This window comes from Glycocaulis sp. (assembly GCF_051859565.1).
Lineage (GTDB): Bacteria > Pseudomonadota > Alphaproteobacteria > Caulobacterales > Maricaulaceae > Glycocaulis.
The window spans coordinates 114,725-138,287 of the sequence record NZ_JBHYFK010000003.1; the positions used below are offsets into that span (position 1 = coordinate 114,725).

24 protein-coding genes and 1 tRNA gene are annotated in these 23,563 nt (G+C 64.8%); 9 read left to right on the forward strand and 16 right to left on the reverse strand.

Going from position 1 to position 23,563, the window contains the following annotated elements:
• The first annotated feature begins 55 nt into the window (after window positions 1-55).
• Genes ACTIGC_RS05480 through truA form a run of 3 tightly spaced genes read left to right on the forward strand, consistent with a single transcriptional unit; the run spans window position 56 to window position 2,644 of the window.
• Window positions 56-946 (forward strand): LysR family transcriptional regulator, encoded by an 891-nt coding sequence (locus tag ACTIGC_RS05480; RefSeq protein WP_439633455.1) that lies wholly within the window; start codon window positions 56-58, stop codon window positions 944-946.
• A gap of 4 nt (window positions 947-950) precedes the next feature.
• Complete coding sequence (gene fmt / locus ACTIGC_RS05485; RefSeq protein WP_439633456.1) at window positions 951-1,880, forward strand: methionyl-tRNA formyltransferase; 930 nt, start codon at window positions 951-953, stop codon at window positions 1,878-1,880.
• Between the two features lie 2 nt (window positions 1,881-1,882).
• Window positions 1,883-2,644 carry a tRNA pseudouridine(38-40) synthase TruA gene (truA, locus tag ACTIGC_RS05490; protein ID WP_439633457.1) on the forward strand — a complete coding sequence of 254 codons (762 nt, stop codon included), beginning with the start codon at window positions 1,883-1,885 and terminating at the stop codon, window positions 2,642-2,644.
• On the opposite strand, the gene ACTIGC_RS05495 is transcribed toward truA, so the two are convergent.
• Genes ACTIGC_RS05495 through ACTIGC_RS05515 form a run of 5 tightly spaced genes read right to left on the reverse strand, consistent with a single transcriptional unit; the run spans window position 2,614 to window position 6,962 of the window.
• Window positions 2,614-3,198 (reverse strand): hypothetical protein, encoded by a 585-nt coding sequence (locus ACTIGC_RS05495; protein ID WP_439633458.1) that lies wholly within the window; start codon window positions 3,196-3,198, stop codon window positions 2,614-2,616. The genes truA and ACTIGC_RS05495 overlap by 31 nt on opposite strands.
• Window positions 3,198-4,364, reverse strand: a complete 1,167-nt coding sequence (gene dapE / locus ACTIGC_RS05500) for a succinyl-diaminopimelate desuccinylase (RefSeq protein ID WP_439633459.1) — start codon at window positions 4,362-4,364, stop codon at window positions 3,198-3,200. Before dapE ends, ACTIGC_RS05495 begins: the two co-directional genes overlap by 1 nt.
• Window positions 4,365-4,407: 43 nt before the next feature.
• Entirely contained in the window at window positions 4,408-6,177 is a 1,770-nt protein-coding gene (locus tag ACTIGC_RS05505; protein ID WP_439633460.1) for a sensor histidine kinase, read from the reverse strand.
• Window positions 6,134-6,733, reverse strand: a complete 600-nt coding sequence (locus ACTIGC_RS05510; RefSeq protein ID WP_127565952.1) for a sigma-70 family RNA polymerase sigma factor — start codon at window positions 6,731-6,733, stop codon at window positions 6,134-6,136. Before ACTIGC_RS05510 ends, ACTIGC_RS05505 begins: the two co-directional genes overlap by 44 nt.
• Window positions 6,720-6,962, reverse strand: a complete 243-nt coding sequence (locus tag ACTIGC_RS05515; RefSeq protein ID WP_439633461.1) for a NepR family anti-sigma factor — start codon at window positions 6,960-6,962, stop codon at window positions 6,720-6,722. Before ACTIGC_RS05515 ends, ACTIGC_RS05510 begins: the two co-directional genes overlap by 14 nt.
• 206 nt (window positions 6,963-7,168) lie before the next feature.
• Here ACTIGC_RS05515 and ACTIGC_RS05520 point away from each other — a divergent pair, with 206 nt between their 5' ends.
• Together ACTIGC_RS05520 and ACTIGC_RS05525 are read left to right on the forward strand one after the other, a co-directional pair.
• Window positions 7,169-7,957 (forward strand): response regulator, encoded by a 789-nt coding sequence (locus ACTIGC_RS05520; RefSeq protein WP_439633462.1) that lies wholly within the window; start codon window positions 7,169-7,171, stop codon window positions 7,955-7,957.
• A gap of 128 nt (window positions 7,958-8,085) precedes the next feature.
• Window positions 8,086-8,162: transfer RNA gene (locus ACTIGC_RS05525), tRNA-Arg, on the forward strand.
• Window positions 8,163-8,286: 124 nt separating this feature from the next.
• On the opposite strand, the gene ACTIGC_RS05530 is transcribed toward ACTIGC_RS05525, so the two are convergent.
• The 6 genes from ACTIGC_RS05530 to cysG are packed head-to-tail and all read right to left on the reverse strand — an operon-like array spanning window position 8,287 to window position 14,591.
• Window positions 8,287-9,114 carry a ferredoxin--NADP reductase gene (locus ACTIGC_RS05530; RefSeq protein WP_439633463.1) on the reverse strand — a complete coding sequence of 276 codons (828 nt, stop codon included), beginning with the start codon at window positions 9,112-9,114 and terminating at the stop codon, window positions 8,287-8,289.
• A 20-nt stretch (window positions 9,115-9,134) separates the two neighbouring features.
• The gene (locus tag ACTIGC_RS05535; protein WP_439633464.1) at window positions 9,135-10,154 is read right to left on the reverse strand and encodes a cysteine synthase A; all 1,020 of its coding nucleotides are present in this window, start codon (window positions 10,152-10,154) and stop codon (window positions 9,135-9,137) included.
• A gap of 11 nt (window positions 10,155-10,165) precedes the next feature.
• Window positions 10,166-11,269: a phosphoadenylyl-sulfate reductase gene (locus tag ACTIGC_RS05540; RefSeq protein ID WP_439633465.1), complete on the reverse strand. Its 1,104-nt coding sequence runs from the start codon at window positions 11,267-11,269 to the stop codon at window positions 10,166-10,168.
• Window positions 11,259-12,890: a nitrite/sulfite reductase gene (locus tag ACTIGC_RS05545; protein ID WP_439633466.1), complete on the reverse strand. Its 1,632-nt coding sequence runs from the start codon at window positions 12,888-12,890 to the stop codon at window positions 11,259-11,261. Before ACTIGC_RS05545 ends, ACTIGC_RS05540 begins: the two co-directional genes overlap by 11 nt.
• 4 nt (window positions 12,891-12,894) lie before the next feature.
• The gene (locus ACTIGC_RS05550; protein WP_439633467.1) at window positions 12,895-13,176 is read right to left on the reverse strand and encodes a DUF2849 domain-containing protein; all 282 of its coding nucleotides are present in this window, start codon (window positions 13,174-13,176) and stop codon (window positions 12,895-12,897) included.
• Entirely contained in the window at window positions 13,173-14,591 is a 1,419-nt protein-coding gene (cysG, locus tag ACTIGC_RS05555; protein WP_439633468.1) for a siroheme synthase CysG, read from the reverse strand. The genes ACTIGC_RS05550 and cysG overlap by 4 nt, the downstream gene beginning before the upstream one ends.
• A 107-nt stretch (window positions 14,592-14,698) precedes the next feature.
• Here cysG and ACTIGC_RS05560 point away from each other — a divergent pair, with 107 nt between their 5' ends.
• From ACTIGC_RS05560 to ACTIGC_RS05575, 4 genes are all read left to right on the forward strand, one after another.
• Window positions 14,699-15,589, forward strand: coding sequence for a LysR family transcriptional regulator (locus ACTIGC_RS05560; protein ID WP_439633469.1), 891 nt, complete (start codon window positions 14,699-14,701; stop codon window positions 15,587-15,589).
• 249 nt (window positions 15,590-15,838) lie between these two features.
• Window positions 15,839-16,288: a GNAT family N-acetyltransferase gene (locus ACTIGC_RS05565; protein ID WP_439633470.1), complete on the forward strand. Its 450-nt coding sequence runs from the start codon at window positions 15,839-15,841 to the stop codon at window positions 16,286-16,288.
• An 85-nt stretch (window positions 16,289-16,373) separates the two neighbouring features.
• Window positions 16,374-16,676: a YjhX family toxin gene (locus ACTIGC_RS05570; RefSeq protein WP_439633471.1), complete on the forward strand. Its 303-nt coding sequence runs from the start codon at window positions 16,374-16,376 to the stop codon at window positions 16,674-16,676.
• Window positions 16,677-16,775: 99 nt separating this feature from the next.
• Complete coding sequence (locus tag ACTIGC_RS05575) at window positions 16,776-17,006, forward strand: hypothetical protein (RefSeq protein ID WP_439633472.1); 231 nt, start codon at window positions 16,776-16,778, stop codon at window positions 17,004-17,006.
• Window positions 17,007-17,236: 230 nt separating this feature from the next.
• On the opposite strand, the gene ACTIGC_RS05580 is transcribed toward ACTIGC_RS05575, so the two are convergent.
• The 5 genes from ACTIGC_RS05580 to ACTIGC_RS05600 are packed head-to-tail and all read right to left on the reverse strand — an operon-like array spanning window position 17,237 to window position 23,519.
• Window positions 17,237-18,445, reverse strand: coding sequence for an efflux RND transporter periplasmic adaptor subunit (locus ACTIGC_RS05580; protein ID WP_439633473.1), 1,209 nt, complete (start codon window positions 18,443-18,445; stop codon window positions 17,237-17,239).
• A gap of 4 nt (window positions 18,446-18,449) precedes the next feature.
• Window positions 18,450-20,837 (reverse strand): ABC transporter permease, encoded by a 2,388-nt coding sequence (locus tag ACTIGC_RS05585; protein WP_439633474.1) that lies wholly within the window; start codon window positions 20,835-20,837, stop codon window positions 18,450-18,452.
• Window positions 20,831-21,568, reverse strand: coding sequence for an ABC transporter ATP-binding protein (locus tag ACTIGC_RS05590; RefSeq protein WP_439633475.1), 738 nt, complete (start codon window positions 21,566-21,568; stop codon window positions 20,831-20,833). The genes ACTIGC_RS05585 and ACTIGC_RS05590 overlap by 7 nt, the downstream gene beginning before the upstream one ends.
• The gene (locus ACTIGC_RS05595) at window positions 21,568-22,755 is read right to left on the reverse strand and encodes an acetate/propionate family kinase (protein WP_439633476.1); all 1,188 of its coding nucleotides are present in this window, start codon (window positions 22,753-22,755) and stop codon (window positions 21,568-21,570) included. The genes ACTIGC_RS05590 and ACTIGC_RS05595 overlap by 1 nt, the downstream gene beginning before the upstream one ends.
• Window positions 22,752-23,519 (reverse strand): SDR family NAD(P)-dependent oxidoreductase, encoded by a 768-nt coding sequence (locus ACTIGC_RS05600; RefSeq protein WP_439633477.1) that lies wholly within the window; start codon window positions 23,517-23,519, stop codon window positions 22,752-22,754. Before ACTIGC_RS05600 ends, ACTIGC_RS05595 begins: the two co-directional genes overlap by 4 nt.
• Between the last annotated feature and the right edge of the window lie 44 nt (window positions 23,520-23,563).

Genomic DNA, 23,563 nt, shown 5'->3' on the forward strand with positions numbered 1-23,563 from the left:
CGCATTTCGCTAATGGACGTAAAATCCTTTTACTTATTCCATAGCGGAAATTTCCATGGACCGTATCGATGCCCTGCGCCTGTTTCAGGCCGTTGCCGAGCTGGAGAGCTTTACCCGCGCTGCCGAGCGTCACTCGCTGACCCCCGGCGCGGCGTCCAAACAGATCTCCGCGCTGGAGGAGCGCATGCAGGCGCGCCTCTTGGAGCGCACCACGCGCTCTGTGAGGCTCACCGATGCCGGCCGGGCGCTGCTGGAGCGGGTGCGGCCCTGGCTGACCGAATATGAGGCGATCGAGCACGGGCTGGCGGCTGACAATGCGGCGGCGGCGGGTTTCCTGCGCGTGGCCGCGCCGGTGGATTTCGGCTCTGCGCGCCTGATCGAGCCGGTGACGGCTTTCATGGAGCAATGGCCCTCGGTGGAGGTGCGCCTCGATCTTTCAGACCGCATGGTCGATCTGGTGGACGAGGGCTATGACCTTGCCGTGCGCTTGGGCCATTTGCCGGATTCCAGCCTGATCGCCAAGCGGCTCGCCGATGCGCCGATGACCACGATTGCCAGCCCCGCCTGGCTGGAGGCGGAAGGGCGGCCCGTCCACCCGTCAGACCTTGCCCGCCACCCTTGCATCATTGATCGCAACCGGCCCGCGCCCAATCTGTGGCGGTTTGAAAAGGACGGGGTGAAGACCGATGTGAAGGTGGACGGGCGGCTATCCTTGAACGGTGCCAGCGCGGCGGTGGCCGCGGCTTGCGCCGGGGCGGGCATTGCCTGCATACCCAGCTGGGCTGCGCGCGCCGCCATCGCCGACGGGCGGGTAGTGTCCCTGATGGATGACTGGACGCCCGAAGCGCGCGAATTGTGGGCCGTGTTCCCGTCCAACCGCTATCTGGCCCACCGGGTGCGCTTGTTCGTGGATTTCCTGGCTGGCTGGTTCAAGGGAAGCGTCTGACGCCATGAGTTTACGCATAGCCTTCATGGGAACGCCGGAATTTGCCGCGCGCTCGCTGGCCACAATCGCCGGTGCGGGCCACGAGATTGTGCGCGTCTACACCCAGCCGCCACGCCCCGCGGGGCGCGGTCAGGAAATGCGTAAAAGCCCGGTGCATGAGCTGGCCGAAGCCTTTGGCATTGAGGTGAAAACGCCTGAACGCTTCCGCGAGGCGGACGTGCTGGAGGACTTTGCCAGCCTCGATCTCGACGTCGCCTGCGTGGTCGCCTATGGCCAGATATTACCCAAAGAGGCGCTGGAAGCACCGCGCCTTGGCTGCCTGAATCTCCATGCCTCCCTCCTGCCGCGCTGGCGCGGGGCGGCCCCCATCCAGCGTGCCATTCAGGCCGGTGATGAGGTGACGGGCGTGCAGATCATGCAGATGGAGGAGGGGCTGGATACCGGCCCTGTCCTGATGAGCGAGATCGTGCCAATAGCGCCTGATGACACCGCAGGCACGCTGCATGACAAGCTGATGGAAACCGGCGCGGAGCTGTGGCCGCGCACCCTCGCAGCGCTCGAGCGTGGCTCGCTGCAGGCCGTGCCTCAGACGGAAGAGGGCATTACCTACGCGAAGAAAATCTCATCGGCAGAGGCGCGTATCGACTGGTCGCGCCCGGCTGGCGAGGTGTGCGACCATATTCGCGGCCTCTCACCCTTTCCGGGTGCCTGGTTCAGCCTTGATACGCCAAAAGGCGCGGTGCGGGTGAAGGTGCATTTCGCTGAGCCCGAAAAGGGCGAGGGCGAGCCGGGCGAGGTGCTGGACGATAATTTGCTCATCGCCTGCGGGCGCGGCGCAGTGCGCCTGAAACGCCTGCAGCGCGAGGGCAGGGGCGTGATGGGCGCAGACGAGCTCCTGCGCGGCACGGCGGTGCCTGCGGGGACGCGACTCTAGCCATGCCCCGCTACCTCCTGACAATCGAATATGATGGCGGGCCGTTTGTCGGCTGGCAGAAGCAGGATAACGGCCTGTCGGTGCAGACCGTGATGGAGCGCGCCGCCGATGCGCTCGAAGAGGGCCGCCACGAGGTCTATGGGGCAGGGCGTACCGATTCAGGTGTTCACGCCCTCGCCATGACGGCTCATGTGGATTTTGCCAAGGACTGGCCAGCTGACGTGGTGCGCGATGCGCTGAACCATCATTTGCGCCCCCACCCGGTCTCGGTCCTGTCGGCGCGGGCGGTGAAGGACGACACCCATGCGCGCTTCTCGGCCGTCAAGCGCGGCTATGTCTACCGCATTATCGACCGGCGCGCGCCGCTGGCGCTGGATGCCGGCAAGGCGTGGCAGGTGCGTGTCCGTCTTGATGCTGATGCCATGAACATTGCCGCGCAAAGCCTTGTCGGGACTCACGATTTCACCACCTTCCGCGATGCGCAGTGCCAGGCGGAAAGCCCGGTAAAGTCCATCGACGCAATTCAAGTGGAGCGGCGCGGCCAAGCGATCGAGCTGAAAGTGGAAGCGATCAGCTTCCTGCACCGGCAGATACGCTCCATCACCGGCTCTCTGGTGGAGGTGGGGCGTGGCCGTTGGAGCGTGGAGGACTTCCGTGACGCGCTGGAGGCGGCAGACCGCACGCGCTGCGGGCCGGTCGCGCCGCCTGACGGCCTCTATCTGGCCTTTGTGGACTACCCGCCAGAGGCGCTGGCAAGCCCGTAGACGATCAGCGCATCGATGACGAGCGGGATGCAGGCCGCGCCCGCCGCCAGACCCCAGTGCAGGCCCAGAGTGCCCGCAGCAACCCGCCAGTGGACCATAAGGCGGAGGATCTGGTAGAGCGCCAGCATCAGGCCCAGCGCCTGGGCATTGGCGATGCCAGCTGCGGCCAGCAGCCAGAACAGGGCCTGTACGTGCAAGAGCACGAAGACTGCCCAGTTATGCACCACCACCCAGGCCGAAAATCCGCCCTTCAGGCCCAGCACATTGACCACCATAAAGGCGATGACGGGGAAGAGTAGCCAGATGCGCGCATATTGGCCGAGCGCGCCGGCTAGGCTGACCTGAGCGCCGGGATTGCCGGAGAATTCCGGCAGGACGTGATTGGCCGATATTATCAGCAGGATGAAGGCCGGCAGGGCGTATAGGACGGCCATGAAAGAGCGGACAAACCCGTCCACCGACACGTCAAAATGCTGACGCCAATCCTCCTTGAAGGCCAGCATGGCCCAGATGCCGCGCGTGCCGGACTGGATGTCCGCAACCATACCACCCATCAGGCGAACACCTCGAAGTACCGCATCAGAATATCATGGTAAACTTCTGTTAACACTTTTATATCGGCAACAGGCGTCTGCTCGTCAATCTGGTGCATGCTGGCACCGACCAGCCCGAACTCGGCCACGGGCGCGTAATCCTTGATGAAACGGGCGTCCGAGGTGCCGCCGCTCGTGCTCAGCTCCGGCGCGATGCCGGTGCGGGCATGGATCGCGTCAGCCAGCAGCGCGGTGAACGGGCCTTCCGCGGTCTGAAAGGCATCGCCGGTGACGGTGAGATTAGCTGAAATTGCGCCCGCAAAGCCTTGCTGTAGCTTGGCAATTTCATCATTGATCCAGCTTTTGAGCGCCTCGCCATCCTGCTCGGTATTAAAGCGTATGTTGAACTTGGCCCGCGCCTCGCCGGGAATGACATTATGGGCGGAATTGCCCACATCCACGCTGGTAACCTCCAGATTGGAGGGCTGGAAATGCGCATTGCCTTCATCCAGCCTGCGGGCGGTCAAGGCCGCAAGCACGGCCATCAGGGCCGGGATGGGATTGATGGCCCGGTCCGGGTAGGCGACATGGCCCTGGCGGCCCGTCACGGTGATAACGCCGTTGAGCGAGCCGCGCCGGCCAATCTTCACCATATCACCCAGAACTGTCCGGTTGGTCGGCTCGCCGACAAGGCAGTGACTGAAGCGTTCGCCTTGCGCATCAAGCGCTTGCAGCATTTTCTTCGTGCCGTTTATCGCCGGGCCTTCCTCATCGCCCGTGATCAGGAAGGCGATAGAGCCTGCGGGCTTGCCCTGGGCTTCCAGATAGCGCGCGGTGGCGGCCACGAAGGCGGCAATCGCACCCTTCATGTCCACCGCGCCGCGTCCGATCAGCGCCTCGCCATGCACTTCTCCGGCGAAGGGCCCGGCGCTCCAGGCCGTTTCCTGCCCCGCCGGCACCACATCGGTATGGCCGGCAAAGCAGAAGACCGGCTCAGCCGTGCCAAGGCGGGCATAGAGATTGTCCACCTCGCCAAACGGCATGCGCTGGCAGGTAAAGCCCAGCGCGGTCAGAGCAGCCTGCAGCGTGTCCAGCGCACCTTCATCGCGCGGCGTCACGGAAGGTGCGCGGATCAGCGCCTGTGCGAGCGGCAAGGGATCAGTGAGGTTGGCATCACGCTGGGTCATGGCGCTGACATAATGCCAATTGCTGAACCGCGCCAGACGGGCCTTAGCTCTCCGGCAAACCTTCATCCTCCAGCAGCGGGAAGATGATGGCGACGCTGTGCCCGCCGTCCGGCTGCACGCCGGTTTCAGATGTTCCGCCGAGCTGGCGGGCGAAGGCCGAAAACAGCGCGCCGCCTACGCCTTTACGGCCGGGTTCGGGCGCGCTCGCGGCGCCCACACCGTTGTCGGCAATGCGGGCGGTCAGGCGGCGCGCATCATCAATGCTGACCGACACGGTCAGCGTCCCACAATCGCGCCCCTCAAAGGCGTGCTTGTAGGCGTTGGTCATGGCTTCGGTGACAAACAGCGCCAGAGGAATGCACCGCTCGGCGCCCAGATGCACCGGCTCGATCTGTGTCACCAGATCCAGCGTGCGCTCCTCGCCGCCGACAGCGGCATGGGTGAGGGTGCATAGCTCCTCAAAGAAGGGTTTGAGATTGATCTTCGCAAAATCACCGGCCTCGTAGAGGCTGCGATGAACGAGCGCCAGCGCGTTGATGCGCGATTGCGCATCGCCGAGCACCTTGGCCGCTCTTGGATCATCGACGCTTCTCATCTGCAAATTGATAAGGCTGGTAATGATTTGCAGGTTGTTCTTTACCCGGTGGTGAACCTCTTTGAGCAGCATTTCCTGATAGGCAAGGCTGCGGGTGAGAGCTTCGTCGCGTTCGGCAACCGAGCGGGCCATGGTGTCAAATCCGGCCGCCAGTTCGCGCAGCTCGCCCGGCGCACGCCGGGCCCGGTGTGGCCGCACGGAGTAGCGCCCCTTGCCGTAGGCCATCGCGACGCGCCGCAGATAACGCAGCCAGCGCAGTATCATCACATCGGTCGCGATCCAGATGACACTGCCCGCCAGCACAAGCATCAGAACGGGCAGCAATAGGGTGCCGGTGATGTCAACCAGGGTGAATTCGAGAAACTCCGGTGCGGTCTCTGCCAGCAGGGCGTAGAGCTCGGCCGACACCAGCGGCACCAGTACAAACTGGCGCGGCGCACCGTCCGGCCCGGTGCCGGTAAAGCGTGCGCTGCCGGCCTGTGCCGCCTCGGCCATTAATTCAGCGTCAATGCGCGCCAGCCCCATATCGCGGCTCTGCGTCAGCACCCGGCCTTCGCGGTCAACAAGGGCGGAGCGCGCACTGCCCGCCTGTTCGCGGCCCATATCTTCCAGCGCTCTCAGGCGGATGCCGGTAGCCAGTGCGCCGGTGAAGCTGCCGTCAGGTTCAAACACCGGGCTGACAGCGCGAATGACGGCCTGATTGGTAATGGGGTCGATTTCGAGGGCGCCCACGATAAAGCGGCCACTATCGCGCGCTTCGGCAAACCAGCCTGCTTCGTCAAAGCGGACGGTGTCGCTTAAAGGCTCTGCCGAACAGGCAACGACGCCGCGCGCATTGACCCGCACCAGCGTGGCGTAGGCTGGCTGATCAGCCAGCGCCTGCGCCAGCGACCGCGCGCACAGGGCACCGCCAAGCCGGACGGGCGCCTGCTGGGCGAGCGCGCTCATCATGCTGCCTGCCCCCATGATCAGCTGGCGCTGGCTCTGCGCGGTCAGCTGCGCGCGGGCAGCCAGCAGTTCACGCTGATTGTCCCGTGCCGTCTCGAAGCGCGACTGCGCGTACAGCCCGCTCAAGGTAAGAATCGGAATGAGGGCCAGAATGATGACGGCCAGCATCCGCACGCGCAGACCGGCGCGCCACCGTCCGCCGGATGCCGCGGGGGCCGTGTCTGTGTCAGCCGGTGAGGCGTTCGGCGCTCGCGTTGCGGATGTGGTCAACAATATCCTCCGCCGCCTTGGCTGCCCCGCCCGGAGAGGCCTGCAGGCACACGCCCGTGCTCATACGTTTTTCCAGCGCGGCGCGTCCGCGGCTCACCCGGCTCTTGACCGTGCCGACGGCACAGCCGCAAACCTCGGCGGCTTCCTCATAGCTCAAACCGCCCGCGCCGACGAGTACAAGTGCCTCGCGCTGCTCGTCAGGGATGTCCAGCAGGGCCCTGCGCACATCATCCAGCTGCAGAGCCCAGCTTTGCTGCTCACCCGCGACGGCGGCGTTTTCGGGGATTTCACCGCCCTGTTCCTGCTTGCGCCACGCCCGGCGGCGTTCGGAATAGAAATGGTTGCGCAATATGCGGAACGTCCAGGCGCGCATCGAAGAGCCATCCTCGAAGCGCTCGCGATGGGTCCATGCCTTGATCAGCGTCTCCTGCACCAGATCATCGGCTTCGGACGGATTTCCGCATAGCGAGCGCGCGAAGGCACGCAAATGCGGAATGGCGTCGGTAAGGTCTTGCTGGAAAACGGCCATGGCGGCCGCGTCATCATGCGCCGTCATCACTGTCCCGCCCGCTATCGCCGCCCTCGGCAGGGGTGTTTGATGATTTGCGTGCCAGCTCCGCCATCAGATCGGTCAGGGCATCTGGCACCGGCTCGCTGGTCACCGCGTCGTAATAGGCGCGCAGCTGGTCACCCAGTACGCGGCGCCGCGCGCTCTGACCTGCCTCGGCCCGACTACTCGTGCCGAGGGCTGGATCTGGCATGTCGTCCTTCGCATTCTGGGACATGGAATCAACACCGTCCGCTTTCACTGAAAATCTGCCAATCCGGCGATAGCTCAGATGTCCAACGCATCATGAAATCATGCGGTTCCCCTGCATCGGCACATGACCGCTGCAACGCTCCGGAACTCTCACTGATCCGTGCGCGTTTCCCGTTCCACACAGGTCTTGCGCGAGCGGGGCCGTCTGTGTGCGCGAAAAGGACGGGACACATGAGAATTGACGATATCTCCGCCCATCTGCCGTATCTGCGCCGGTATGCGCGTGCGCTTGCCGGCGAGCAGCAGCGCGGTGATGCCCTGGTGCAGGGCGCGTTGCAAAAGGCCGTGTCAGGCGAGATTGACTTCAACGGGCAGCTGCCGCCGCGCATCGCGCTGTTTCGTGCCTTCCATGACGCCATGGTGGAAACGGGCATGATCGCGGCAGAGCCGCAGCGTGGTCCCGACTCCCGCCTGCAGCGTCTGGAAGCCAAGTCGCGCCAGGCTCTGCTCCTGACGGCGATGGAAGGCTTCAGCGCGCAAGAGGCCGGCCAGGTGCTGGCCCTGCCAGAATCGCAGGTCGAGGATCTGGTTGCCCGCGCGCACGGCGATATCGAACTGGCCCTGAAGACCCGCGTGCTCATCATCGAGGACGAGCCGGTCATTGCCGCCGATATAGAGGCCATTGTCGGTGATCTGGGCCATGAAGTGTGCGCGATCGCCACCACGCGCTCCGAAGCCATTGCCGAGGCATCGCGCCATCAGCCAGGGCTCGTGCTGGCCGATATCCAGCTGGCTGACAATTCGTCAGGCATTGATGCGGCCAACGACATTCTTGCCGATCTGGCTGTGCCCATCATCTTCATCACGGCCTATCCCGAACGTCTGCTGACCGGGGAGCGGCCCGAACCCGCCTTCCTGATCACCAAGCCTTTCCTGCCCAATGCGGTGAAGGCAGCGATCTCGCAAGCCCTGTTTTTCGAGGAAGATGCGCTGCCCGCGCCGCGCCGGGCACAGGCCTGACCGGGCGCCGCTGCGGCAAGTGCGAAAAGCCTCTGCCATTTTCACTGGCAGGCGCTTGCCAAGCCCGCACCTCGCGGCTAGTTTCGCGCGCCTTGACGAGAGGGGTTTTACCCGCCGGTCAGGACAGCGCGCCCGTAGCTCAGCTGGATAGAGCACCAGACTACGAATCTGGGGGTCAGGAGTTCGAATCTCTTCGGGCGCGCCATTACTTAGCTCAGATCAGACGATCCAGTTTTCTGGGGGCAGAGCAATCAAGGAGGGGCCATGCGCAAGAGCCGGCCCCCCCAGAGCCGTTATTCCGGAAAGCTGACGCACGGCTATGAGCCCGGTTAAATGCCGTCGCCGCTGAAGGCTTTTTCCACCACGAAGCTGCCGGGGCGGGCATTGGAGCCTTCGGTGAAGCCCAGCTCGCCGAAGATGGCTTTCAGCTCTTCGAGCATGGCCAGCGATCCGCAGATCATCACCCGGTCATGTTCGGGATCAAAGCGGGCCTGCTGGATGGATTGGAAGAACAGGCCGGACTGGATGAGATCGGTAATCCGCCCGGTCTGCGGGCCATCCTCGCGGGTCACGGACGAGAAATAGACCAGCTTTTCCGGCGCGCTTTCGCCCACCAGCGGATCATCCTTCAGACCCGCCACCAGCTCTTGCGAATAGGCAAGCTCGGCCGCAGTCCGGCAAGTGTGGGTGAGGATCACCGAATCGTAGCGCGCATAGACATCCGGCTCGCGCACGATGCTGGCAAAGGGCGCCACGCCCGTCCCGGTGGAGAGCAGAAAGAGGCGCTTGCCGGGCAGCAGCGCGTCTAGCACCAGCGTGCCGGTCGGCTTTTTGCCTACGAGCACCCGGTCACCGGGCCGGATATGCTTCAGGCGCGAAGTCAGCGCCCCGTCCTCCACCTTGATGGAGTAGAACTCCAGCGCATCGTCCCAGCTGGGACCGGCGAGCGAATAGGCGCGCAAGGTCGGCTTGCCTTCGCCTGCCAGCCCTATCATCACGAACTCGCCAGTGCGGAAGCGGAAGCTCTGCGGGCGCGCGGTGCGGAATGAGAACAGCGTATCGGTGTAGTGGCGCACCTCCCGCACCTCGCAATCGAAGAAGGCACCGGCCTCGATAACAGGCGCAAGGGTCTCAGCCGCAGCGGGAAGGGCGGTCATGGCAAAATCCTCAACTCGTGTCAGATGGCGTTGCGCGCGGTATTGCCGCTGTCCGTCCAGGGCGGGACGGGCAGGCTGCGCGCGGCGAGATAGTCCGGATTGAACAGCCGGCCCGCATAGCGCGCACCGGAATCGCAAAGCAGGGTGACAATCGTCCTGCCGGGCCCCAGCGCGCGCGCCAGCCGGATCGCTCCGGCAATGTTCACGCCCGCCGATCCGCCCAGCGACAGCCCTTCATTTTCGACCAGATCGAACAGGATGGGCAGAAACTCGGTATCCTCGATGCGATAGGCATGGTCGGGCTTGAAGCCCTGCAGCTGGCCGGTAATGCGGCCCACGCCAATGCCTTCCGTGATCGACGATCCCTCACCTTTAAGCTCGCCCCGGGTGAAATGATTGTAGAGCGCGCTGCCCGACGGATCGGCAAGTCCGATGGCGATGTCCGGCTTTTTCGCGCGCAGCGTGCGGGCAATGCCGGCGAGCGAACCGCCCGTGCCGACCGCGCAGATAAAGCCGTCAATCGCGCCGCCGGTCTGGCTCCAGATTTCCTCGCCCGTGGTGGCTGCGTGGAAGGCAGCGTTGGCGGGATTATCAAACTGGTTGGCCCAGAATGCGCCCTGCGGTGTCGCGGAAAGTTCTTCGGCCAGCCGGCGGGACACATGGACGAAATGGTGCTCGCTGGAAAACGGTGCCGGATCAACCTCGATAATGCGCGCGCCCGCCGCGATGAGCGCGTCTTTCTTGGCTTGGCTCTGCGTGCGCGGCATGACGATCAGCGTTTTATAGCCGAGCGCGCGGCCCACAATGGCAAGCCCTATGCCGGTATTGCCCGCCGTGCCTTCCACGATCGTGCCACCGGGTTTCAGCGCACCGGACTTTTCAGCCGCGCGCACCAGCCCCAGCGCGGTGCGGTCCTTCACCGAGCCGCCCGGATTGAGAAACTCGGCCTTGCCAAAAATCTCGCAGCCCGTGGCGCGTGAAGCCGCCTCAAGCCGGATCAGCGGCGTATTGCCGATAAGGTCGATAATCTGGCCTGTCATGCGCGTCCCGCCTATCCGATAAGGCGCACGGCCCGCTTGCGCGCCGCATCTGCCCGCGCCGTGCGGACCGGATCGAAGATACCACACTCGCTGCGATCCGAACCGGGCCAGCGCCCGTCGCGTGCATGTGCGCCTGATGAGGGCGCGGTGCAAGGCCAGCAGCCCACAGAGGTGTAACCTTGCGTGCTGAGCGGATGGGCGGGCAGCTTCATCTCGCGGTAGAGCGCGGCAATATCGGCAGGGGCCAGCCCGGCGACCGGATTGATTTTCACCCGCTCGCCATCGAACTCGAAGGGCTGCAGGGCTTGCCGCCCGCCGCCATGGGCACGCTTGCGCCCGGTAATGACCGCATCAAACCCTTCCAGCCCGGCATTGAGGGGGCGCACCTTGCGCAGGTCACAGCAGGCTTCGCCATCGCGCTCAAACAGCTTGCCATCATTGTCTGCGGCGCGCGCTTCGGCCGGATCAGGCGTGAGGATGCGCACATCCTCAAGGCGCAGATGCGCCACCAGCTCGTCGCGATAGCTGAGCGTCTGGGAAAAATGGCGCTGGGTGTCGAGGAAGACCACCGGCACCGAGCGGTCAACCTGCGCCAGCAAAGCAAGTCCCAGTGCCGCCTCGATACCGAAGGAGGAGAGCATGGCGATCCGCCCCTCAAACACCTCCACCGCGACGGCAATGATGGTCTCCGGCGCGGCATCGCCATATTGCTGGTTCAGCGCCTCCACTTGCGCCTTGCGGATGGCCAGCGCGCGCGCACGATAGGCAGGCACCCGGTCATTGGCACCTTTGGCGAGCCCTGGCTGGTAGGCATGGGTAAAGCTGGTCCTGGCCCAGCGCGGAGAGCCGTCATCCGGCGCGATCACGTCAAACCCGGTGCGGGTGAGGTAATCCTTCTGATCGGGCAGGATGTCGCCCGTCGCGCGCAATTCACCGGCAAACCCGCTCTCACGGATCAGCGCTGCCAGCGAATAGCCGCGTCCGTCCTTGAACGCCGGGAAGCGAATATCAATGGCCTGTGCGCTGCGCGCTGCCTCCAGCGCCGCGTCCGGCGTGGTGGCGGTATCGATCTCCACGCGGGCCAGCCGGGGCGCTGTTGCGGTATCATTGCCCATAGACGGCCTCCTTGAAGGGTTCGAACCCGATACGGGCCAGTGTGTGCGTAAAGGTTTCACCGTCCCCGCGTTCGCGGCGGAAGACACCGACGCAGGCGGCCACAGCCTCCACGGCCTCGTCCGGCGTCAGGCCGGGGCCGAGTATCTTGCCGATCGCCGCGCCATTATCGGCCACGCCGCCCAGCGTCAGCTGGTAGACCTCATCGCCCTTCTTATCGACGCCCAGCAGGCCGATATTGGCGATATGGTGATGGCCGCACGCATTGATGCAGCCGGAAATCTTAATGGTGAGGTCTTGCGTATCCTCATCCAGCCCCCGGTCGATCAGGGCTGCTGACAGGGCCTGCGCCACCGGAATCGAGCGCGCATTGGCCAGGCTGCAATAGTCCAGCCCCGGGCAGGTCACGATATCGCTGGCCAGCCCGGCATTGGCGGTGGAAAGCCCGGCCTCGCGCAGACCCTCATAAATCGCGGGCAGGTGCGCCGCGACGGCATGGGGGATGACGAGATTCTGCTCCTTGGTGACGCGGATTTCGCCATCCGCATAGCGCTCGGCGAGGAAGGCGACGGCATCCATCTGTTCAGCAGTGGCATCGCCCGGCGAGCCGGCGCGGGGTTTCAAGGAGATCACTACGATGGCCCGGCCCGGTACTTTGTGCGGCTTCACATTGATGGCCCGCCAGCGGGCAAAGCCCGGCGCATCGCTCACCCCTTCAGGCCGGTCCACAGGGGAAGGCTCGGGGAAGAAGCTGGTAATGCGCGCAGCCTCCTCGGCCGGCACGGCCAGGTCACGCCCGCGCAGCTGGCGGTACATCGCTTCCACTTCCGCCGTGAACGCCTGCGCGCCCATGGTTTCCACGAGGATCTTGATGCGGGCCTTGTAGATATTGTCGCGCTGCCCGGCGAGATTGTAGACGCGCATGATTGCGGTCAGATAGGCCAGCAGCTCGCCCTTCGGCAGGAAGTCACGCAGCTTTACCGCCACGCGCGGCGTGCGGCCCTGACCGCCGCCTGCATGCACCTCGAACCCGGTCTCACCCGCCTCGTTCTTCACCAGTTTCAGCCCGATATCGTGGACGCCAATGGCGGCGCGGTCGGCGTCCGAGCCAGTTACCGCGATCTTGAACTTGCGCGGCAGGAAGGTGAATTCGGGGTGGAAGGTGGACCATTGCCGGATCAGCTCACACCAGGGGCGCGGGTCTTCCACCTCGTCCTGCGCCGCACCGGCAAACGGATCGGTCGTGGTGTTGCGGATGCAATTGCCTGATGTCTGGATGGCGTGCATCTCCACATCGGCAAGCTGCTCCAGAATTTCAGGAATATCGACCAGCGCCGGCCAGTTATACTGGATGTTCTGGCGCGTGGTGAAATGGCCATACCCCTTGTCATAGTGGCGCGCGATATGGGCCAGAACCCGCATCTGGCGCGCATCCAGCGTGCCATAGGGGATGGCCACACGCAGCATATAGGCGTGCAGTTGCAGATAGACCCCGTTCATCAGGCGCAAGGGCTTGAACTGGTCTTCGGTGAGCGCGCCGGAGAGACGCGCGCTTACCTGCTCGCGGAACTCCTCCACGCGCTCTGTGACTATCGACCGGTCAATCTCGTCATAACGATACATCGGCCTAGCGCTCCCCGGCGTAGAGCAGGCTGGTGCCGGTGGTGGGGCCTTTCAGCCGGATCGCCTCGCGCACATGCTTGCGCCCGCCCGGTTGCTCACCGTCGAGCTCGATGAGGTACGGCGCGACCACGGTCAGGATATCGCGCAGCGCCGCGTTCAGCGCCGGTTCGGCGGCCTTCTCATCGCCAAAGCGTTCCGCCTCGATCAGGCACGGTGTCCAGATGCCGTCGGCGCGGCGGTAGACGACATGGCCATCGGTCAGCCGGTTTGCGGTGATCGCTCTCATGCCGCCGCCTCCAGCTCTGCCTGACGGGCGAGGCCGGAGATCATCTCCGGCGCGCGCGCCACGACCTCGCCAATGACGATCACGGCCGGGCCCTTGATCTCATGTGCTTCGATCAGGGCGGGAAGGTCTGACAGCCTGCCGGACACGCTGCGCTCTTCCGGCAGGGAGCCATTCTCGATAATGGCCACCGGCGTATCGCCGCTGCGCCCCGCCGCGATCAGCTTCGCGCTAAGAACGGCGGCAGTGGCCACGCCCATATAGACAACGAGGGTATGGCGGGCGCTGGCGAGGCTGCGATAGTCCAGCTCCGGCCCGTCAGCCTTGGGCTGGCCGGTGACGAAGGTGACGGCCTGAGCCGCTTCGCGGTGGGTGAGCGGTATCTGGGCGGAGGCTGCGCAGGCGAGCGCGGCTGAAATACCCGGCACCACCTCTACCTCGATACCCGCAGCGCGCACGGCCTCGGCCTCCTCGCCGCCGCGGCCAAAGATGAAGCTGTCCCCGCCCTTCAGGCGCACGACGCGCAGGCCCTTGCGGGCTTCCTCAATGAGGATGTCGCCAATGCGCTCCTGCGGCACGGAATGATGGCCCCGGCGCTTGCCTACATCGATGCGGCGCGCATCGCGGCGCGCGCGCTGCAATATCGCTTCGGGCACCAGCCGGTCATGCACGATCACATCGGCGTCGCGCAGCACGCGTACCGCTTTCAACGTCAGGAGTTCAGGATCACCCGGCCCGGCGCCCACGAGAAAGACCCTGCCCGGCTCGGCCTTGCCGTCGCGGAAGCGGTCCAGCGTGCGGATCAGGGCGCGCGAGGTGCCGGGGCCATCGCCCGCATCGGCGCGTGCTGCCGCTTCGCCGCGCAGGGCCGTCTCCCAGAAGCGGCGGCGCTCATCGACCGTTGGCAACGCGTCACGCACCGTATCGCGCAAGGCGTTGGCGCTGCGGGCCAGCAGGCCCACGCCCGGCGCGACGAGCCCTTCCAGAGCCGAACGGATATCACGCACCAGAACGGGTGCAGCCCCGCCGGTGGAGAGCGCAATAGTCACCGGCCCCCGGTCCACGATGGCGGGCGTGTAGAAATCGCACAGCGGCAGATTATCGACCACATTGACCAGAGCGCCTGCCCGGCGTGCCCGCGCGGCAAGGCGGACGGCACGGGCTTCATCCTCCAGCGCGATGAACACGAATTTCGCGCCGGAAAAGGCGCCCGGCGGCACGAACCTGCCCGGGAGGATACGGGCTCCGGTTTCTCCATCAATAGCCGGGGGAGGATTGATGGTCTTGACCGCCGGGCGCCAGACCAGCTCGCTAGGCGCGCTGGCAAACAGGCGCAGTTTGGCACGGGCGGCCTCGCCATCACCGATAACGATGACGCGGGCGCCCTTCAAGGAAATGGCAGGCAGGAACTGGTCCATAAGGCGTGGTCCTTCAGATCTGGATGACCAGCCTAAAGCGCTATGGATTGTTTTCTCCAATCAGTTATTCTGCCTATATCGGATAGATTTTCTTTTGTTGGTTTGCCATGGCCGCTCTGCCTCCGCTCAATGCCCTGCGTGCCTTCGAGGCCGCTGCCCGCCGCGGCAGTTTTGCTGCCGCAGCTGGAGAGCTGAACGTGACGCCCGCGGCCATCGGCCAGCAGGTCCGCCAGCTTGAAGCGCTGATCGGTTCTGCCCTGTTCGAGCGTGAGGGGCGGTCCTTGCGCCTGACGGAACGGGGCGGTGCGGCGCTGGACCGGCTGAGTCGGGCGTTCGAGCTGATGGGGGAGGCGAGTGCGGCCATGCGCGAGCATGCGGGTGCGGCGCGCATCGTGCTGGCTCTGCCGTTCGACATGGCAAGCCTCTGGCTCGCTCCGCGTCTTGCAGCCCGCAGCTCTGCCCCCGGCCTGGAGATCATCACCCGCGATCCGCTCACCGCGCTGGACGAAGGGGCAGACCTTGCGGTTCTGCGCAGCGCCGATGCCCCCACGGGGCAGGACAGCCAGCTCCTGCTGCGCGAGACGCTGAGCCCGCTGGCGGCACCGGCGCTCGCCCGCCAGATCCGCACGCCGGCCGATCTCGAAACCCTGCCTCTCATTGCCGATACCAGTATACCGCTTGGCTGGACGGAATGGCTGGCGCGGCGCGGCGCCTACGGCATCGCCGTCGAGCCGGCCTTCATCACGGACGGGGCAGGCCCGGCCATGGCTCTGGCAGAGGCGGGCGCAGGACTGGTGCTAGGCCGCAAGCTGCTGGCCGCCAATGCGGTAAGTGATGGCCGTCTGGTCAGCGCCTTTGCAGATGGCGACATGGCCGGCGGAGAAAGCTACTGGCTCGCCTTCGCGCGCGGGCGCCGGCAGTCAGAGGCGGCCGGCGCGCTCGCTGCGTGGATTCGCGCCGAGATGGCCGGAGCCGTAGATGCGGCCGACGAATTGTAGCGGCGTGCCGGTAAAGGAGGCGCTCCAGCCAGTTTTCCTCTGATACGGCTGACGGCAGGGAAGATTGGAGCCGTAGTCCAGTGTCAGCCCTCGGCATCTTGACATGTCTGGAGGCAGCTCCTAGCAGTCGATGATCCGATAGAAGGAGCTTTATGCGCAGTAACAGATTAGCTCGCCTCAACTGAGGCCACACCCCGCCCCGGAGTTCTGGAGGCGGCGCTATGCGCATAACTTATCTACGGACAATCCATGACACGCGATACTATCGTTATCCGTCCCTATGAGGGCGCGGATGCAAGTCAGCTATCTGATATCTGGCTATTGGCTTCCAGGCAGGCCCATCCCTTCCTGGGAGAAAAAATGCTCAGGTCACAGAGACAGCTGATCGAATCCGACTACCTGCCAAACTCTGAAACCTGGGTCGCATGCGGCCAGGGAGAGCCCGTGGGCTTCATTAGCCTGATCGGGAGGTTCATAGGCGGCCTGTTTGTCGACCCTCGTGTTCAGGGCCTGGGCGTTGGCCGTCTCCTGGTCGCTCACGCATTGACCTTGAAGGGGGCCCTGGAGCTGGAAGTCTATGCGGCGAATGAAAACGCCGTCTGCTTCTACTCCCGCTTTGGCTTCTCGGAGATCTCGAGGCGCGACCGGGATGATCAAGGGATGCCATTCGAAAACCTTCGAATGAGGCTTCCGGGCTAGCGCTCGCGAGGGGCGCGGCCACGCGCCCCTCCGCCGTCGATCATGAGGACATTCGGTTCGGGTGTCCCAACGGGTGTGCACGACCATGAATGTAAGCAAGCAAGAAAGAAAAGCTCTCGAACTGCTATCGCTCGGAGGAAAAATCTCGGTCGAAAAAGACGATAGAAGCCGGGTAGTCGGCGCAAGTTTCATAACGCGGGAAGGGTGGTTTCTCGACGGCGTAGGATTGAGCGAGTTTCAGTCCCTGCGCGCAAAGCGTCTTGTCAGCTCCAGAAAGGGTGAAGACTATTCGATCTCCCGCGAAGGCATCAAGATACTGCAAAAGTTCAGACAGGCACAAAAAGATGCCCAGAGACATAGCCGCCTGACAAGAAAGGGCCGGGTTTAGCGGGCCGGCGATCTCGAAACCCTGCCTTCCATTGCCGATACCAGCATCCCGCTTGGCTGGACGGAATGGCTGGCGCGGCGCGGCGCTTACGGCATCGCCGTGGAGCCGGCCTTTATCACGAACGGGGCAGGCCCGGCACTGGTGCTGGCCGCCAATGCGGTAAGTGATGGCCGTCTGGTCAGCGTCTTTGCCGATGGCGACATGCCCGGCGGGGAAAACTACTGGCTCGCCTTCGCGCGCGGCCGCCGGCAGTCAGAGGCGGCCGGCGCGCTCGCTGCGTGGATTCGCGCCGAGATGGCCGGAGCCGTAGATGCGGCCGACGACGTATAGCCACCAGAATTCGGCCGGGGCGTGTGTTCAGCTAAAGGTGTTGTGACCGGAGCACTGCCCGGAGCCGAATAAAAGTGGCGCACTTCCATAGCGTTAGAGGGATGATTGGTTTAGCTTGACCGCGAGAAGGAAGTTCTCACCATGCCCTTCCTCTACGCGCCATTTTCTACTCGTAGAGATCGAAAGCAGCCGAGCCAGGTGCCTGACGCGGGCTTTCCTGTTCCACTGGCCTATTCATCAATCCTGCGCTGGCGCAGGCCCGTGCCGTCGGCAATGTTCTGGCCGGGATGGACGACCACCCGGTCGCCAGCCTCCAGCCCTGCGGTGATGGCGGCGTGTTGACCGTCATTGGCCCCCACCTCGACCATGCGCAGGTGGGCGCGGCCATTATCCACCCTGAAGACGGCCCATTGCCCCTGACGGCGGAACAAGGCACCGACGGGGACCAGTATGGCGCCTTCCACCCTCTGCACCGTAGCTGCGGCCTCTACCCGATATCCATGGCCGAGCGTCGCCCAGTTTTCGGGCGGATCAAGGAGATCGACGATCACGTTGACGCGCTGCTCTTCAACGCCCAGCGCAGAGATTTTCAGAAAGCCGAACGGCTCCACCAGCCGGACGCGCCCCCTTAACGCCGCCCCGCCCCAGGCACGGATTTCGGCTTCAGCACCTGCCTCGATACGCACCGCGTCGCTGGACAGGAATTCGGCCACAATCTCGAGGTCGTGCGGATCGCCGATCTCCATCACCGGCGTACCGGCGGCGACAATGCCCTCGCTCTGCTGCAGGACGCGCAATATCCGGCCCGAGGCAGGCGCGCGCACCTGTACGGCAGGCAACGGCCCATTGCCCCCATCCGGCTCGATGAGACGGATGCGCGCCGCGGCCAGCTCCGCCTCGCGCATGGATACGCTGGCGCGGGCGGTCACGACGGCGGCATTCGCGGTGCGCAGGGCGAGTTCGGCCCGGTCCAGCCCCGCCTGAGCGATCACCTGACGCTCGAACAGATTGCGGGCGCGTTCGGTTTCGGCCCGGGCATTTGACTGTTCGGCCAGGGCGCGCTGCAGGTCGGCGCGCGCGAAGTCGATGGCGGCTTCAGCGGCAGCGACGGCGGCTTCGGCCTCGCGCCGGGTGCGCTCGTCCAGCAGCACCGGATCGCCGGGCAGGATGGTAGCGACCACATCGCCCGCCGATACGGTTTCGCCTGCCCGGTTGCCGATGCGCACCAGCCGCCCGGCCAGCGGCGCGGAGACCTGATAGACCTCGCGCACGCGGGTGCGGCCCTCATCGCGTACGGTGACAGTGAGATCGCCGCTTTGCGCCTCCACCATGTCCACCAGCTCGGCGCTCGGCCAGAAGGCGACAACCAGCAGGGCCAGCACGGCCAGACCGGCAGCGGTCCAGAAAACGGTGCGGAAATCGGCCTTGGGAAGGGTCATGGGACTATTCTCCCGTTTTCAGGGCTTCGGCCATGTCCAGCCGGTCGATCTGGCGGCGGACGAGAAGGCTGGAGGCGGCTGTAATCACCAGAACGACAATGGCGGCAAAGCCGTAGGTTGCCGGTGCAATAACGAACGGCAGGCGGAACATGTCCGAGCTCATCGCGCTGGCCATGTACCAGGCAAGGCCAGTGCCCGCAGCCGCGCCCACGGGCAGGGCTATCAGCGTCAGGAAGGCGACTTCGCCGAGCAGGATGTAGGAGACGTCACCGCGCGAAAATCCCAGTACACGCAGCGAGGCCAGCTCGCGCTGGCGCTCGGCATAGGAGATACGCACCGCGTTATAGACGACGCCCAGCGCGATCAGTCCGGCAAAGATGACAAAGACGAAGATCGACGTGCCAAGGCTCTCATCCATCAGCTCATCAAGGCGCTGCATGGCCATGGTCTGCAGGCTGACACCGGCGATCGCAGGGGCTTCCTTCAGCCGGGTGTAGAGCGTGTCCACACTGTCAGCATCGACGGTCAGGAAGGCGCCCGAGACGACAGGGCCTTCGCCCATCAGGCGGTTGAGATCCGCTATCTCCATACGTGCGCCGGAGCCCACATAGCTTGTCGCAATCGCGGCTATGGGCATTTCCAGATCCGGGCGGCGGCCTTCGGTGATCTCCACCCCGATCACATCGCCCGCACGCGCGCCCAGCTTGGCAGCGAGGTCTGCGGTGAGTACCAGCCCGCCCGGCGGCGGGGTGATGGTGCGGCCCTGCTCGTCGATCAGGCGGGAGAGATGCGCATCCAGCGGGGCGCCGATGATGGAGATACGCTCCTGCGCCGGGCCGTGCCGCAGGCGCGCCGGGACGGCGCGGAAGGGCTCAGCCGCCATCACGCCGGGCTGGCGGGCAATCGAGAAAAAGGCCGCTTGCGAGCGCGGCTCGGCGAAGACGACCGTCACCTCCTGCCGGTTGGCCACCGCAAAGCTGGTATGGATCATCTCGTCGAGCGCGTCGGTGAAGAACATCGTGCCGATCAGCAGCGCGCCGGAGGCAGCGACGCCGGCCACGGTCAGGCCCGCCCGCCACGGCCAGCGCACGATCTGGCGCAATATCATGCGGGTCTGCTGGTCGAATATTTTCGCCTGGGTGAGGCGGGTGCCCACGGCTCTGGAATAGTCCGGCGGCGGGGGCGGTGTCATTGCCGCGGCGGGGTTCAGGGCCGCCGCCCGGCGCACGGCGAACGCTGCACCGCCCAGAATGGCCGCCAGCGCGACCCCCGATACCAGCGCGAAATCGGCAAGGCGCACATCGAACACCAGGAAGGGAAAGCGGAAATACTCCATGTATAGCGTTGCCATCCCGCGCCCCAGCCAGATGCCGGCCGCAGCGCCCAGCGCCAGGCCCACAAAGGCTATCGCGCCGACCATTTTCAGATAGTGCAGCGTGACCTCGGTGTTTGAATAGCCAAATGCCTTCATCAGACCGATCCCGGCGCGCTGTACCGCGATGATCCTCCCGATCACCACATTGACGAGGAAGGCCGCCACGAGAAGAAAGACCGGGGGGATTACGCTGCCCATCGTTCCCAGCTGTTCCATCTCGCTGGAGACGAAGGCGTCGGATACTTGATCGCGCCGCCCATAGGCGCCCGGCGCGCCATAGGGGCCCAGTATCCGGTCCAGCTCGGCGATCACGGCCGCTTCGGAGGCGCCTCGGGCGAAACGTATCACCGCCTCGTTGAACGCGCCGTCCTGATTTACCGAACGGGCAAGCGCCCTGCGTCCCATCCACGCGACGCCGAACAGGCGGTCGTCGGGCACCATTTCACCCGGCGCGATCGCATAGACATATTCCGGTGACAGGGCGATGCCGACAATGCGCAGTTCGCGGCGTCCCCCGTAGACGGTAGCGGGCAGCACATCGCCCGGATTGAGCCCGTGCGCGTCGGCGAAGGCCTGCAGCAGCACGATTTCGTCGCGATGCTCTGACGACGGGAAACGCCCCCTGACAAGGTGCAGCCGGTTGACGGCAGGCTCGCTCGCATCGGGCAGGGAGATGATGGTGCCGGAGGCCGGCTCGTTCATGGTTGCAAGGTCAAAGAGCGCCGGCATGCGGATGCGGGTCTCGGCGGCCTGCACGCCATCAACGGCGCGGATATCGTGAACAAGCGCGTCGGGCGCGCGCACGGCCGGGGCCCAGATATCAGCGAACAGATAGCGCTCGTAATAGGCCTTGCGGGTCTCCTCCAGCGAGCTGAGCATGCCCGCCGCCAGAAGATGCACCGACACCCCGCCCGCGATGACCAGCGCAATTGCGAGACCTTGCGCCTTCATGCGCCACAGATCGCGTACGAGCTTCCGGTCCAGTGCCGAGAGCCAGTTGAGCAGCCCGCCTACCATGAGATGTCCTGCGGCTGCTTGCGGGTGGTGTTCTCACGCACCTCGCGCACCTTGCCGTCGGCAAACACGACCACACGATTGGCAATCGACGCGATGGAGGCATTGTGCGTGATGAGCAGGGTCGTCGCGCCCAGATCATCATTGACGGTCTTGAGCGCTTCGAGCACGCGGATACCGGTCTTGGAGTCCAGCGCGCCGGTCGGCTCGTCGCACAGAAGCACGGAAGGCTGTTTGGCGACGGCGCGGGCGATGGCGACGCGCTGCTGCTCCCCGCCGGAGAGCTGGGCCGGGAAATGATCCATGCGCTGTTCCAGACCTACCAGCGCCAGCGCATCCTCCGGGCTCAACGGATTGTCGGCGATCTCGGTGACGAGGGCGACATTCTCTCGCGCGGTAAGGCTCGGCATCAGGTTGTAGAACTGGAAGACGAAGCCGACATGCTGGCGCCGGTAGCGGGTCAGTTCGCGCTCGTTCGCTTTCGAGATGTCCTGTCCCCGGAAGACGACCTCGCCTTCGGTGGCGGTATCAAGCCCGCCGATAATGTTCAGGAAGGTGGATTTGCCCGAACCTGAGGCGCCCAGCACCACCACCATCTCGCCCTCAGGCAGGTCGATATCCACCCCGCGCAGGGCATGGACGGCCGCCGGGCCGGAGCCATAGACCTTGGTTACACCACGCGTACTGAAGCAGGTGCCATTGCCCGGGCGGGGAGGGGAGGATTGCCTGGCCATCACTTGTTCATCAGCGCCTGCGCCGTCTCACGCGCTATCATGAGCTGTTCAGCCGTTTCCGTCACGATCACGGCAGCGCGCGATCCATCCTTCTCGATGCGGGGCGCGGCATAATCGTCCAGCATCACAGTGTGATTGCGGTCCGCGTCGAGGGCGAGGCCCAGAAATTCCAGCCCTTCGCAGATCCGCACGCGCATGCCGGGGGAGTTTTCGCCAATCCCGCCGGTGAAGACCAGCGCATCAATCCCGCCCATGATGGCGGCATAGGCCCCGATATATTTGCGTGCCCGCCAGGCATAGACGTCGATGGCGAGCTGAGCCTGCATGTCGCCTTTGCCCGCGCGCGCCTCGATATCGCGCATGTCGGCCGCCCCGCCAAGCGCCAGAAGGCCGCTTCTGCGGTAGAGCGCGTCTTCGATCTCCTCGATCGAGAGGCCCAGCTGGCGCTCGAGGAAGCCGAACGCCCCGGGGTCCACATCACCGGACCGGGTGCCCATGACGAGCCCTTCCAGCGGGGTGATGCCCATGGAACTGTCCAGCGAAACCCCGCCATCAATGGCGCAGGCGCTCGCCCCGTTGCCCAGATGGCAACTCACGATCTTCAGCGCGGCCAGAGGCTGGCCGAGCGCGTCTGCTGCGCGTTGGGCCACGTATTTGTGCGAGGTGCCATGAAAGCCATAACGCCTCAGACCTGCCTGACGCCAGGCGAGCGGCACGGCGTAGGTTGTGGCCGCCGCCGGATTGGTCTGGTGGAAGGCGGTGTCGAACACCCCTATTTGCGACAGGGCGGGCCAGAGCGCACGGGCGAGCCGCACCGCTTCGAGATTGGCCGGATTATGCAGTGGGGCGAGCGGCGTGATCGCCTCGATGGCGGTGATGGCCGCATCGTCCAGTAATGTGGGTTCGGTAAAGTCCGGCCCGCCATGGGCGATGCGGTGGCCTACCGCAGCTAGCTCTGACAGGCCGAACTCGCTCAGCAAACCGGGCACGATGCTGGCCGCTGCGCCGATATCGCCGCACGCTACATGGCGCTCGATGGCCTCGCCTTTGAAGACGAGCTTCAGCGTGCAATGGCCGTCCTCGAAGCGGTCGAATCCGCCCTTGAGCAGGTGCGCTTCGCCACTCCCGATTTCGAACACGCCGAACTTCAGGCTGGAGCTGCCGGCGTTGAAGACCAGGATCCTCACTGTGCTGTGTATCCGCCATCGACGAGATGGTAGCTGCCCGTGATGAAACCCGCCCGCTCAGACAGGAGGAAACAGGTCAGCGCAGAGACTTCCTCAGAAGTGCCCATGCGTCCGACAGGGTGCAGGCTGGACACTTGGGAGAGAAGCTCGGCATCGAGATTATTCGTCAGCAAGGGCGTGTCTATAAAGGCCGGGCCGATGGAATTGATGCGGATGCCTTGCGGGGCATATTCCATCGCGGCGGCCTTGGTCATGCCGACCACGGCGTGCTTGGAGGCGGTGTAGGCACTGGCATTGAGGAAGCCGACACTGCCCAGGATCGAGCTCATGTTTACGATGGAACCGCCGCCCGATTTCAGCATGGCCGGGATCTGGTGGCGCATGCCGTAAAACACGCCGTGCAGATTGACGTCGATCACGTGGCGCCAGCCATCGACCGGATAATCGGCCAGATGCGCCATCGGTCCGGCGATACCGGCATTGTTGACGGCCATGTGCAGCCCGCCGCCCTTCTTGACCGCGAAGTCCACAAGAGCAGCCATCTCGCCATCGTCGGATACATCGGCCTCAAACGCATGGGCCTTCCCGCCTGCGGCCGTGATGGCATCGGCAATTTTCTGCGCACCGGCATCGTCGAGGTCTGACACGATGACCCGTGCACCAGACCGGCCAAGTTCCAGCGCGATAGCGGCGCCTATGCCGGAGGCTGCGCCGGTGACGATGGCTGTCTTGCCGGCAAAATCGAATTTCATCGTAACGGACATGGGGGAGGTCTCCTGGACGGCGTGGGCAATTGGCAGAAATGAGG

Excerpts from the sequence above, each read along its gene's own strand:
- cysG (WP_439633468.1), bottom strand. The coding sequence starts at position 14,591 with ATGGACCAGTTCCTGCCTGCCATTTCCTTGAAGGGCGCCCGCGTCATC.
- ACTIGC_RS05565 (WP_439633470.1), top strand. The coding sequence starts at position 15,839 with ATGACACGCGATACTATCGTTATCCGTCCCTATGAGGGCGCGGATGCA.
- ACTIGC_RS05560 (WP_439633469.1), top strand. The coding sequence starts at position 14,699 with ATGGCCGCTCTGCCTCCGCTCAATGCCCTGCGTGCCTTCGAGGCCGCT.
- ACTIGC_RS05520 (WP_439633462.1), top strand. The coding sequence starts at position 7,169 with ATGAGAATTGACGATATCTCCGCCCATCTGCCGTATCTGCGCCGGTAT.
- ACTIGC_RS05600 (WP_439633477.1), bottom strand. The coding sequence starts at position 23,519 with ATGTCCGTTACGATGAAATTCGATTTTGCCGGCAAGACAGCCATCGTC.
- ACTIGC_RS05545 (WP_439633466.1), bottom strand. The coding sequence starts at position 12,890 with ATGTATCGTTATGACGAGATTGACCGGTCGATAGTCACAGAGCGCGTG.
- ACTIGC_RS05495 (WP_439633458.1), bottom strand. The coding sequence starts at position 3,198 with ATGGGTGGTATGGTTGCGGACATCCAGTCCGGCACGCGCGGCATCTGG.
- ACTIGC_RS05570 (WP_439633471.1), top strand. The coding sequence starts at position 16,374 with ATGAATGTAAGCAAGCAAGAAAGAAAAGCTCTCGAACTGCTATCGCTC.
- ACTIGC_RS05580 (WP_439633473.1), bottom strand. The coding sequence starts at position 18,445 with ATGACCCTTCCCAAGGCCGATTTCCGCACCGTTTTCTGGACCGCTGCC.
- ACTIGC_RS05550 (WP_439633467.1), bottom strand. The coding sequence starts at position 13,176 with ATGAGAGCGATCACCGCAAACCGGCTGACCGATGGCCATGTCGTCTAC.
- ACTIGC_RS05535 (WP_439633464.1), bottom strand. The coding sequence starts at position 10,154 with ATGACAGGCCAGATTATCGACCTTATCGGCAATACGCCGCTGATCCGG.
- dapE (WP_439633459.1), bottom strand. The coding sequence starts at position 4,364 with ATGACCCAGCGTGATGCCAACCTCACTGATCCCTTGCCGCTCGCACAG.
- ACTIGC_RS05530 (WP_439633463.1), bottom strand. The coding sequence starts at position 9,114 with ATGACCGCCCTTCCCGCTGCGGCTGAGACCCTTGCGCCTGTTATCGAG.
- ACTIGC_RS05515 (WP_439633461.1), bottom strand. The coding sequence starts at position 6,962 with ATGTCCCAGAATGCGAAGGACGACATGCCAGATCCAGCCCTCGGCACG.
- ACTIGC_RS05510 (WP_127565952.1), bottom strand. The coding sequence starts at position 6,733 with ATGACGGCGCATGATGACGCGGCCGCCATGGCCGTTTTCCAGCAAGAC.
- ACTIGC_RS05540 (WP_439633465.1), bottom strand. The coding sequence starts at position 11,269 with ATGGGCAATGATACCGCAACAGCGCCCCGGCTGGCCCGCGTGGAGATC.
- truA (WP_439633457.1), top strand. The coding sequence starts at position 1,883 with ATGCCCCGCTACCTCCTGACAATCGAATATGATGGCGGGCCGTTTGTC.
- ACTIGC_RS05480 (WP_439633455.1), top strand. The coding sequence starts at position 56 with ATGGACCGTATCGATGCCCTGCGCCTGTTTCAGGCCGTTGCCGAGCTG.
- ACTIGC_RS05590 (WP_439633475.1), bottom strand. The coding sequence starts at position 21,568 with ATGGCCAGGCAATCCTCCCCTCCCCGCCCGGGCAATGGCACCTGCTTC.
- ACTIGC_RS05585 (WP_439633474.1), bottom strand. The coding sequence starts at position 20,837 with ATGGTAGGCGGGCTGCTCAACTGGCTCTCGGCACTGGACCGGAAGCTC.
- fmt (WP_439633456.1), top strand. The coding sequence starts at position 951 with ATGAGTTTACGCATAGCCTTCATGGGAACGCCGGAATTTGCCGCGCGC.